Annotated in this window: 5 protein-coding genes; 1 reads left to right on the forward strand and 4 read right to left on the reverse strand. The window is 33.4% G+C overall.

What is annotated here, in order from left to right; all coding sequences use genetic code 11:
• Positions 1-30 precede the first annotated feature (30 nt).
• From AC3HD6_RS07050 to AC3HD6_RS07065, 4 genes are all read right to left on the reverse strand, one after another.
• Positions 31-3,147 carry a non-ribosomal peptide synthetase family protein gene (locus AC3HD6_RS07050; RefSeq protein WP_488895704.1) on the reverse strand — a complete coding sequence of 1,039 codons (3,117 nt, stop codon included), beginning with the start codon at positions 3,145-3,147 and terminating at the stop codon, positions 31-33.
• 579 nt (positions 3,148-3,726) lie between these two features.
• Entirely contained in the window at positions 3,727-5,262 is a 1,536-nt protein-coding gene (locus tag AC3HD6_RS07055; protein ID WP_488895705.1) for a YifB family Mg chelatase-like AAA ATPase, read from the reverse strand.
• Positions 5,263-5,456: 194 nt separating this feature from the next.
• The gene (locus AC3HD6_RS07060; RefSeq protein WP_488895706.1) at positions 5,457-7,277 is read right to left on the reverse strand and encodes a glycosyl hydrolase family 28-related protein; all 1,821 of its coding nucleotides are present in this window, start codon (positions 7,275-7,277) and stop codon (positions 5,457-5,459) included.
• A 104-nt stretch (positions 7,278-7,381) separates the two neighbouring features.
• Positions 7,382-7,627, reverse strand: a complete 246-nt coding sequence (locus AC3HD6_RS07065) for a hypothetical protein (protein ID WP_488895707.1) — start codon at positions 7,625-7,627, stop codon at positions 7,382-7,384.
• 471 nt (positions 7,628-8,098) lie between these two features.
• Here AC3HD6_RS07065 and AC3HD6_RS07070 point away from each other — a divergent pair, with 471 nt between their 5' ends.
• Complete coding sequence (locus tag AC3HD6_RS07070; protein WP_488895708.1) at positions 8,099-10,462, forward strand: TonB-dependent receptor domain-containing protein; 2,364 nt, start codon at positions 8,099-8,101, stop codon at positions 10,460-10,462.
• Positions 10,463-12,072 lie beyond the last annotated feature (1,610 nt).

Genomic DNA, 12,072 nt, shown 5'->3' on the forward strand with positions numbered 1-12,072 from the left:
CCCAGGCAGCTAAGCTGCCTGGGATTTAATTTAAATTGATTCTGTAATAGGGATACCAAGGTACTTCAAATATGAATCCAGCATATTTTTATCAAACACCGGTTCTTTTATATCTGAACCTTTCAGAAATTGCTGCACATTGGAACAATCCCAGACATAGGTATTCTGATATAGCTCAACGGTTGATAAGCCTTCATGCATATTATCTCTAAAGAGACTCGTCAATGGATACAATCGGTTTTTACTATCATTTTCCCATTGTTTTCGCCATTCTTTATAAGGAAGGCTTTTTAATGTAAACGGATAATACTTTTTCATGAGGCCGAAGAAATCCTCTAAGGTGAGGTTCGTTTCAGGACTGGCAATTAGGTTGAACTTCTTCCCCACCGCCTCTTTATTTTTAGTAATATGAGCCATAGCCTGAGTCATATAATCTACTGTGATTAATCCTTCCCTCAATTCCGTCAGGGCCGGATAAGACTGGAATTCTACACAATTTTTCACTAAACCTGACCACCACTGATATGGAGCACTTGCACCTGTTTCACTGTGGCACATAGCATACCCTAATCTGTAAGTGATCAATGGCAATCCTTCTTTTGCAGCCAAATCTGCTACAGCTTCCATCACCCATTTGCTCCTTACATAGCCAATATCTTTGCTTACCGACATCAGATTTTGAGCAATATCATCCGATTCAAGCATAACGGTCTTTCCTGTAAATATATGGCCCCAGCTATAAACTGATATTGTGGAAAGCAGTGCCAGACATTTTGTTCTTTCTGCTCCTGCAAGTTTTATAATTTCTCTCAGCCCTTCTACATTTGGAGCCTTCATATAGGAATAGGGTTCTATAAAATTTACTGAGCTTCCTGAATGGTAAATCAAATCTGTTTTTCCAGCTAGCATTTTAAACATCTCTTCTGAAAGTCCCAGTGATGGTAGTGCCAGATCGCCAATTACAGGAATAATTCTTGATTTTTGTTCTTCTTTTTGAGGAACAGCAAATTGTTTATAGCAACGGTCAATTTTTTCTTTAGCATGAAAATCATCCTGAGCTCTCACCAGACAGTAAATATCAGCATTTGTTGTATCTAAAAGTTCCTGTAAAAGATGAATTCCTACAAATCCTGTAACTCCGGTTAAAAATATAACCGATGGATTTTCCAATTGTTTAGGATCAAAACCTCCAGCAAATACAGTTCCCGGAGCAAGATATACATCCTGCTGCAACTCTACATAAGGTTCCATATCTTCTATTGGAGCGGTTTCTCTTGCTTCTTTGGACCTGGTAATCAACATTTCTGAAAGCTGTTGCAATACTGGATACTGATAGATATCTCTCAGGTATACTTTTACTTCCAGTCTTCTTTCCAATGCTACTGCTACAACAGCAACCAACAGAGAATTTCCTCCTATATCAAAGAAGTTATCTGTAATATTAATTACTGGACGTTCCAATTCTGATGACCATATATCCGCAATAATCCGTTCTGTTTCATTAGTGGGCGGTTCGAAAGAAACCAGATCTTTTGCTTCTTTATCTGCCAGTTTTTTTAAAAAATCAGAATCTGTTTTTCCATTGGCTGTAAGGGGAATTTTATCAATAAAAATAATCTGGGCAGGAATCATATATCCCGGTAATTCTTCTTTCAATAGATTCCTGACAGAAGTACTATCTTTTTTAGAACCAGGTTTAGATACAATAAAAGCAATGAGGTATTTATTGTTCCCAGCTGTATCTTTTGTAATTACGATAGCCTCCTGCACATTTTCCTGTTGACTCAGGGTACGTTCTATTTCACTCAATTCTACCCGGAATCCACGAATTTTTATCTGATTGTCTATTCTTCCTAAAAATTCAATCTCTCCATCAGGAAGCCATTTGGCGAGATCTCCGGTAAGATATAGTTTTTCTTCTTTTTTAAAAGGATTAATAATAAATCTTTCATGGGTAAGTTCTTCATTATTAAGATACCCTTTAGCTAAAAGGTCACCTCCTATATACAATTCACCAACAGCGCCTACCGGTAACAATTCCATATTCTTTCCTAAAATATAGGCCTTGGTATTTGCTATAGGTCTGCCTATTGAAGAGATATATTTACCTTCTACATCTTTAACCTTTCTAAATGTAGCATATACTGTACATTCAGTAGGACCATAATAATCTATGAGTTCATAGCTTAATTCTGTTGTTAATACTGGTTTTAGTTTTTCACCCGCTGTGAAAAGATATTTAAGTGATAAATCATTGTAATTTTTAGTCTTCTCTATAAAAGATGGAACAAGAACTGTTGGTACGAAGCCATGGGTAATATGATTTTTGTGGAAATATTCTACTAAAGCAGAGGAGTCTGTTCTTTCTTCATTTTCAGCAATAAAAAGCTTTGCTCCGGAGGTAAGTCCGGACCATGTTTCCCACACTGAAATATCAAATGCCAAACCTGCAACAATAGTGAGATGTGAGGTATGATCCACATGAAAGTAATGGTTATGCCATGTTACCAAATGTTGAATTGCCTGATGGGTAATCATTACTCCTTTGGGTTTTCCGGTAGATCCAGAAGTATAAATGGTATATGCCAATGCTTCCTGATGAATTTCAATTTCCGGTTGCTGTAAAGAAAAGGAATCCAGATCTTTCATCATATCCAGCTGAATGATTTCAGTTTTTATATTCTCCGAAAGCTGTGAACCAAAATATTGGCTGGCAATCATCATTTGAGCAGAAGTATCTGAAAGAATATATTCTACCCTTTTTACCGGATATGCCGGATCTATAGGAACATATGCTGCTCCTATTTTTACAATTCCAAGAACAGCTACAACCCACTCCAAAGAGCGGTCAAGCCACACAGGAACAAACATATTTTCTTTAATTCCTTTGCTTATTAATTGATTGGCAAGCTGGTTACTTTTCTGATCCAGTTCTTTGTAGGTGATCTCCTGATCCTTGTATACAGCTGCAACATGATCAGGGTGAAGTTCAACCTGTTTTCTAAAAAGGGATACCAGAGTTTCTTCCTTTTTATAATCCCATCCGGTTTTATTGAAATCATTTAAAAGTTTCTCTCTGTCTGCGGAAGACAGTAATACAGCAGTTCCCAATGACTGGGTTTCTAATGTTGATGTTGAATTTGACATTGTAATGATCTGATTTGGTTAAAAGTTTACTTTTCCTTAGAACTTTTCCGTCAACACCATTCAAAGCTAATTAATTGAAAATATGGACACTCCCCATTATTCAAACATAAAAAATAAGTAAATAACAGGGTGTAAAGAATAGACACAATGATGAATTCAATGTGTAATGATAAAAACTTTGTAAACGGTTGTTGCAGATAAAGATCAGATGATCTGCCCAGTTGAACAGAACTGTAAATAAAACAATGCTTTATTTATAACTCTCAAAAAGAATGTTTTAATTCTCCCATGTAAGCCTCAAAAGAAAATCATTTTATTGATTAACAATTTAAACCACATAATGAATTATGATTAGTAATTCAATAGTCAAATTTAACATAATAAAAATATAAAATGTTACATAATTATAAGATTATCCCACACAAAAAAATTAATTATTATAAAAACAAATTGATTTACAGCAAAATAAACTTACAACATCAATAATTGAAATACGATAAGATTACAAGAAAACCATACTATAAGAAAAGAAACAAAGAACCCAAAATTTGCATAATTAATAACTTAAAAGCTTTCTTACTAAGCATTCCAGAATTCACGATCCAAGCTTCTATATTGTATGGCTTCGGAAATATGATGGGAAAGTATTCTCTCAGATTCTTCAAGATCAGCAATCGTACGGGCAACTTTCAGAATTCTGTCATAAGCCCTTGCAGATAGATTTAGTTTCTCCATAGCCAGTTTGATGAGGTTGAATGAGGCTTCATCCAGATCACAGAATGCCTCAATTTCTTTTGGACCAATCTGAGCATTGCTGCTGATATTGAGATTTTTATACCGTTCATTCTGGATATCCCTTGCTTTCAAAACCCGGTCCCGGATATCTTTACTTTTTTCTCCTTTTCTTTTTTCTGAAAGCTGCTCAAATTCTACTTTCTGAACTTCTATATGAATATCAATCCTATCCAAAAGCGGCCCGGAGAGCTTATTCATATACCTTTGCATTTCGTACACAGAAGAAGTATTGTTGGGATCATCAGGAAAAAAACCGCTGGGACTTGGGTTCATCGAAGCAACCAACATAAAACTTGCAGGATAATTGACCGTAAATCGAGCTCTTGAAATCGTTACTTCCCTGTCTTCCAAAGGCTGTCTCATCACCTCCAGCACCGTTCGTTTGAATTCTGGCATTTCATCCAGAAATAAAACGCCATTATGAGCTAAAGAAATTTCTCCCGGTTGAGGATAGCTTCCTCCTCCTACAAGGGCAACATCTGAAATGGTGTGATGCGGGGATCTGAAAGGACGAACAGTCATTAATGAAGCTTCCGTGCCTATTTTACCTGCTACAGAGTGTATCTTTGTAGTCTCAAGGGCTTCTTTCAATGTTAATGGAGGTAATATGCTTGGAACTCTCTTTGCCAGCATTGTCTTTCCACTTCCGGGAGGACCAATCAAAATAATATTGTGACCACCGGCAGCCGCTACTTCCATAGCTCTTTTTGCCGTTTCCTGTCCCTTCACTTCTGAGAAATCAAAGGGGAAGTCATTAATTCTTTCCTGGAATTCTTTTTTGGTGTCTAGTATTACTTTTTCAATGGGCTTTCCCTCATTAAAAAAATCAATAACCTGCTTTATATTTTCTACTCCATACACTTCAAGATCACTAACAATAGCTGCTTCCCGGGCATTTTGCATGGGAAGAATAATCCCTTTAAAACCTTCTTCCCTGGCTTGGATAGCTATCGGTAAAACTCCTTTAATAGGCTGCAGGCTTCCATCCAATGAAAGCTCACCCATAATGATATAATTCTGAATTTCTTCGGCCAGAATCTGATCTGATGCGGCCAGAATACCAACAGCTATACTCAGGTCATACGCAGAGCCTTCTTTTCGCAGATCTGCGGGAGCCATATTGATGGTAATCTTCTTTCCGGGAATCTTGTAACCTACATTTTTTAAGGCAGCAGAAATCCTGTAACTGCTTTCTTTTATTGCATTATCCGGAAGTCCTACTAAATGATATCCAACTCCGCCGGTATCTACATTTACTTCAATGGTTATCGTCTGGGCCGCAACGCCATGAATGGCACTGCCATAAATTTTGATCAGCATGGTGTGTTTTTAAAGTAAATATAATTAATATACTATTTTAAAAATCTGGCAGTTATGCTAATAATTTTCTATAGAAAAAGGATCTCAATAAAAATAAATAGTGATATTCAATAAAGTCAGGATATAGATTGGTAAAACAAAATAGCGAAGAATACATATATCTTCGCTATTATATTTCTTAAATTAAAAATAATTTAATTTTCTAATTTTTTCCAACTTGTCCATGTACTATCATTAAGTGCCTGCCTTGTCCACTTTACACCTAACGGGTCATACGGTAAAAAAGTCTGATAAACAACAGGTTTATTATTGTAATCTTCTAATCTTTCATTTCTGACTAATCCTTTTGTATTCCCAAGATAAGCTTCTGGAAAAACGCCTTCACTTTCAAATTCACTTTTGTGATACAAAATATTTGACGGTATCATAACAGCAGTATCGTAATTATATGAATACCCTTGATTCATAATTGAATAGAAATCAATTTCAGGGATATTCCCAAGATATTCATTTCCTTCAATTATTGCATTTCTGAGATTATCAACACTTGGATTAGTTAAAAGACACATACCAGGATTCGTTGAATTATAGAACTGATTATACTTTATGGTACCAATTGGTTTTGACACATTAAAAGTTATTACATTGGTCGTAAAATTTTTAAAGATGCATTTTATAAAATCTATATATTTTCCGCCACCTACAAAAGAAAGACCCGCAGGGTTATTAACAGTATCAAATTCACATTGTTCAAATAAAACTTTATAGGCTCCGCCATCACAGACTGAGTTAGAAGGACTATAAATATTTTTAAAAGTAACGTTGGAGACCTTTACTCTGCAAGCAGCATTAAAATATATCGCTCTTTTGGCCTTTAAAACATTTGAGTTTTGAAATACTATACTATACACTCCATTATCATCCTTATCATCATTTGTTAATGGCTCATAATTACCATACACTGTTAATGGGGTATGAACGTCTTCAAATTTACAATTATCAATTTTAAAGCTTTGATAATTTAATCTTTCATTCTGTTGAAAATCAATAATAGATCTGTTTTTTGAAAAAATACAAATTGCTCCCATACCTCCTATATCATTAAAATAACAGTTAGTTATTAATCCATTAGTGGTAATCGTTAAATTGGGATCGTCGGATTCTATATCTATTGCACCAGGCATTCCAACTTCAGTCGTTCTATAGAAATCACAGTTATCGATTATAAATCTATCACAATGGTAAATTGAAATAGCTTGTCGATTAAATTTGTTGTCCCCATCGAATTTACAGTTTTTTATAGTAACATTTTTATTATAGGCATTTCTATATCCATCCTGAAACAAGCCTCTACATATAGCAATTCCATCTCCAAAAAACCCTGTAAATGTACAGTTTTCAACAGTAAAATCACTTACCCCATGTGCTGCAATGTGATGAGAAAGCTCATCAACTTTTGGTTCTGGTTCTGGCTCTTGTCCTGGTTCTGGTTCTGGTGTTGGGGGTTTAATATTCAATGTGAAAAAATTGAGCCCGCTAATTTTAATATTTTTTATTGAGTTTGAGTCATCTGATTGATTAGATACACAAGCTTCAAAAGCAAAAATTCCATCTGCTGCATCTACAGAGGCTCTATGTTTTGTTAATCCTATTAGTGTCGAATTATTTCCTATAATCTCAATATTTGAGTAAGCTTTAGTCCTAAAATCAATATGATCAACGGCATAGCTGCCACTTGGTATAAATAGTTTACCACCACCTATTGTACTTAAAAAATCTACAGATTTCTGAAATGATAATGTGTCATTGGCTACAGAATCACCTACAGCACCAAACCATTTTACATTTACTGTATCTTTAATTAAAACCCTTCTATAAAATACATTGTTTATACTCTTGTATATAATATCATCACACATCGCAAGAGTAATGGGTACTCCATTATAAGTAACAGAAGATTCTAAAAAGACTGTCCATTCACCCGTAAATGGATCGTTTTGTTCTATTGTATTCATATTTTGTTATTTTGTTATTACAAATATCAATACAGGCTACGACAAAACTTGACGTATAAAAAGAGAACTTTAAGAAAAGCAGGTATTCAAAATCTTTTTAATTATTAGTTATTACAATTGGCAGGGTTTTTAGGCTTCACATAAAGAAGATTTTTTTCAATAATCCATGTCCCTTTTATCAAAGTACCATAAGCTATGATCAGAAACGTTTTATTTTTATTGATTGCTAAAGCACCACCCTTTGTTTGGTACACCCCATCAATATTTTCAGCATTTTTTTGAGCATACACCCATAGCGTACAGAATACCATCAAGGGTAAAAATAATTTATTAAAATTCAATTTCATCATTAAACATTTTTATAAATATCGCAAAAAACAGGAAAGAAACCTAGTCGATATGAATACTTTAGAATAAATATAGAGTCTTTTCATTATTGAATAATTAATAAAATAGGAGTATTGAATATTTCACAAGCCAGATCTAAAACACCTTTTTATTATCTGACAGCCTGCACCTCATTAGAAATTCAGACAAAATCAACTAGAAATAGCCAGAACATGGAGTAAGTAAATATAACGCAGGAATATTCCCATCATAAATTTACTACGCTTTACCATTCATTGACTTTAGAAACCACTCTTTAACTCCCTCTATCACTTAATTCTTTTAAATAATAAAACCTTTATCCCTCTATTTAATCGATGAACGCCTTTAACGGTTTTTTTTTAATTTTCATCTGATAAAACATCCATCTCGTCGAAAATAATTCTTTTCTCTTTCTGTGCTTTATAATTTTGAGGCATAGAAATCAGAAAATAATGAAAAAATCAAGTTTCCTGTGTATCGCACTTCTTAGTGCAACAGCAATAAATGCACAGAATATGCTTAATGGTAAAGTGACCGATACAAGAGGGCAATCCGTTCCTTTTGCGTTAGTAAAAATATATTCTTCTGATAGTAAGACCAATGTTATTGCAGAAAAGATTACTGATGAGAATGGAGCTTTCAGCACACAAGGACTTAATCACGGAACTTATAATGTGATTACCTCTGCAAGTGGATATACTAATTCTTCTAAGGAATTTTTATTGAATAATGCTTCACAAAACATTTCTATAGCCATAGAAAAAGAAAAAGTATCCGGAATTAAGGAAGTAGTTTTGGTTGTTAATAAGAAGAAAACTTTTGAAAGAAAAATAGACCGTTTTGTATTCAATACAGAGAATTCTATTGCATCAAAAGGGGTAGACGGATTAGATGTATTAGCAGCAACTCCAATGGTAAAAGCGGATGACGAAGGAAATATAGAAATTATAGGTAAAAGTGCAGTTTCTATTATGATTAATGACAGACCTGTAAATCTTTCTGGAAAAGAACTTGTTTCTTACCTGAAGACCATCCGATCTGAAAATATTGAGAGAATTGAAGTCATCACTACTCCACCTGCAAAATATGAAGCTCAGGGAAACAGTGGAATCATCAATATTGTTTTGAAACAGAATTCAAGCATGGGCTTTAGTGGAAATATCTCCACCAGCTATCTGAGGAGATCCAGAAATGGTTATTCCAATAATGGTTCATTGAATTATCAGTCTAAAAAGGTTAATACATCTTTAAGAGTGTCCCAATTCGACAATGAAAAGACAACTACTGAGGACCTATCTATTTATGCCGGGAATATTTTGAAAACACAAAACAACAGACTGGATAAAAATAAGGGATACAATATCAATTATAGTATTGACTATAAAATCAATGATAAAACATCTGTTGGAGCTATCTACAATTTCTCAGACACGGATACAGATGGTGATTCCAAAAATTTATCAAAATATTATCAAGGAAATGTTCTTGATTCTACAGTGGTTTCAAATTCTTATAATATAAGTAAGACAAAGAACAATCAGTTGAATATTTATTTTGAGAGAAAATTAGACAGCTTAGGCAAAAAATTATATTTGGGCGGAAATCTTTTTGATAGTCGAAACGATAATCCTTTTTCCTTAGCATCTGAATCTAATGCCAACAGTATAAATTACCAGATCAATTCAAACTATAGATACAAAATCTATTCTGGTCAAGTGGATTTATACCTTCCTTTCAAATCATTTGTTGGAGAAATTGGTGGAAAGTATACCCATTTTAACACCAATACCGGGCTAGATTTCTTTATTAATAATAATGATATACCAATGTATGACAACAATAGAAGTAATTTTTTTGATTATAACGAAGATAATTGGGCTTCTTATATAACATTTTCTAAGTCATTCACAGAAAAACTGGAGGGTAAGGCCGGCCTTAGATATGAATATACGGTTCTGAATGGAGTGGCACGCAACAGCACAGAGGTAAACAATACCTATGGAAAGTGGTTCCCAAGTCTTTATCTTACTTATAAAGCAAATAAAAAGAATATACTTACCCTAAGCTATTCTAAAAGAATTACACGTCCTAGTGCAAGAGCGCTAAACCCGACCACTATTTATTTGGATCCGTATGCTTATGTAATTGGAAACCCTTACCTAAAGCCATCTTTCAGTAATAACTTTGAACTTGGATACATCTTTAACAATAAGTTATCTGTAACGGCATATTATCAAATGAGTACTGATAATTTCGGGCAGGTAGTTGACCTTGAAGGCACCAATCGAGTTGTAAAATATCTCAATAATTATGATGAAAACAGTTTAGGAATCAATGCAACCTATTCCAACACATTTTTCAAAAGATGGGATATGTATGCTTCTGTAAATTATGCCTATGTAGAATCCAAGGGAATTATTGATCAGGTAAAAGGATTGAGTTCAAACTCTTTATATTATTCTGTGAACAATACTGTTCATCTGAATTCAAGCAAGACGTTTTCTTTTCTTTTAAACTTCCTGAATTTTTTACCTCACACCAAAGGAAACTTTGATTTTGAAAACATATACAACCTTTCATCGGGACTTAGAGTTTCTCTTTTTGAAAAGAAATTACAAGTAAACATGACCATCCAGGATATCTTAAAAGGAATGAAATTCAGAGGAAAAGCTCATTACACCAATTACTATACGTATTCTGATAATTATTATGATGCAAGAACCTTTAACATCAGTGTTACTTATCAATTTGGAAACAGTAAAGTAAAAGGAAACAACAAACAAATAAAACTGGAAGAAGTAGACCGAACAAATTAATATTAACCATAAATACTTTAAGAAATGACTCAAGTAGACAAACCTATCGACAACGATTTCTTTGATTTCAACCTGATCTGTAAATAATTACAACAGAACAAAGGAACTTTTAAAACAATTATTAACATCTAATACTTTAAGAAATGACTCAAGTAGACAAACCTATCGACAACGATTTCTTCGATTTCAACCTGATCTGTAAATAATTACAACAGAACAAAGGAACTTTTAAAACAATTATTAACCTCTAATACTTTAAGAAATGACTCAAGTAGATAAACCTATCGACAACGATTTCTTCGACTTCAACCTGATCTGTAAATAATTACAACAGAACAAAGGAACTTTTAAAACAATTATTAACCTCTAATACTTTAAGAAATGACTCAAGTAGATAAACCTATCGACAACGATTTCTTCGATTTCAACCTGATCTGTAAATAATTACAACAGAGCAAAGGACTTTAAAAAACAATTATTAACCTCTAATACTTTAAGAAATGACTCAAGTAGATAAACCTATCGACAACGATTTCTTCGATTTCAACCTTATCTGTAAATAATTACAACAGAGCAAAGGAACTTTTAAAACAATTATTAACTTCTAATACTTTAAGAAATGACTCAAGTAGACAAACCTATCGACAACGATTTCTTTGATTTCAATCTGATCTGTGGATAATCAACACGAAGCAAAAGGACTTTTAAAACAATTATTAACCTCTAATACTTTAAGAAATGACTCAAGTAGACAAACCTATCGACAACGATTTCTTCGATTTCAACCTTATCTGTAAATAATTACAACAGAGCAAAGGAACTTTTAAAACAATTATTAACCTCTAATACTTTAAGAAATGACTCAAGTAGATAAACCTATCGACAACGATTTCTTCGACTTCAACCTTATCTGTGGATAATCAACACTAAGCAAAAGGACTTTTAAAACAATTATTAACCTCTAATACTTTAAGAAATGACTCAAGTAGACAAACCTATCGACAACGATTTCTTCGATTTCAACCTTATCTGTGGATAATCAACACGAAGCAAAAGGACTTTTAAAACAATTATTAACCTCTAATACTTTAAGAAATGACTCAAGTAGACAAACCTATCGACAACGATTTCTTCGATTTCAACCTGATCTGTAAATAATTACAACAGAGCAAAGGACTTTAAAAAACAATTATTAACCTCTAATACTTTAAGAAATGACTCAAGTAGATAAACCTATCGACAACGATTTCTTCGATTTCAACCTTATCTGTAAATAATTACAACAGAGCAAAGGAACTTTTAAAACAATTATTAACTTCTAATACTTTAAGAAATGACTCAAGTAGATAAACCTATCGACAACGATTTCTTCGATTTCAACCTTATCTGTAAATAATTACAACAGAGCAAAGGAACTTTTAAAACAATTATTAACCTCTAATACTTTAAGAAATGACTCAAGTAGACAAACCTATCGACAACGATTTCTTCGATTTCAACCTTATCTGTGGATAATTACAACAGAACAAAGGAACTTTTAAAACAATTATTAACCTCTAATACTTTAAGAAATGACTCAAGTAGATAAACCTATCGACAACGATTTCTTC

This window comes from Chryseobacterium sp. II3a (genome assembly GCF_057815135.1).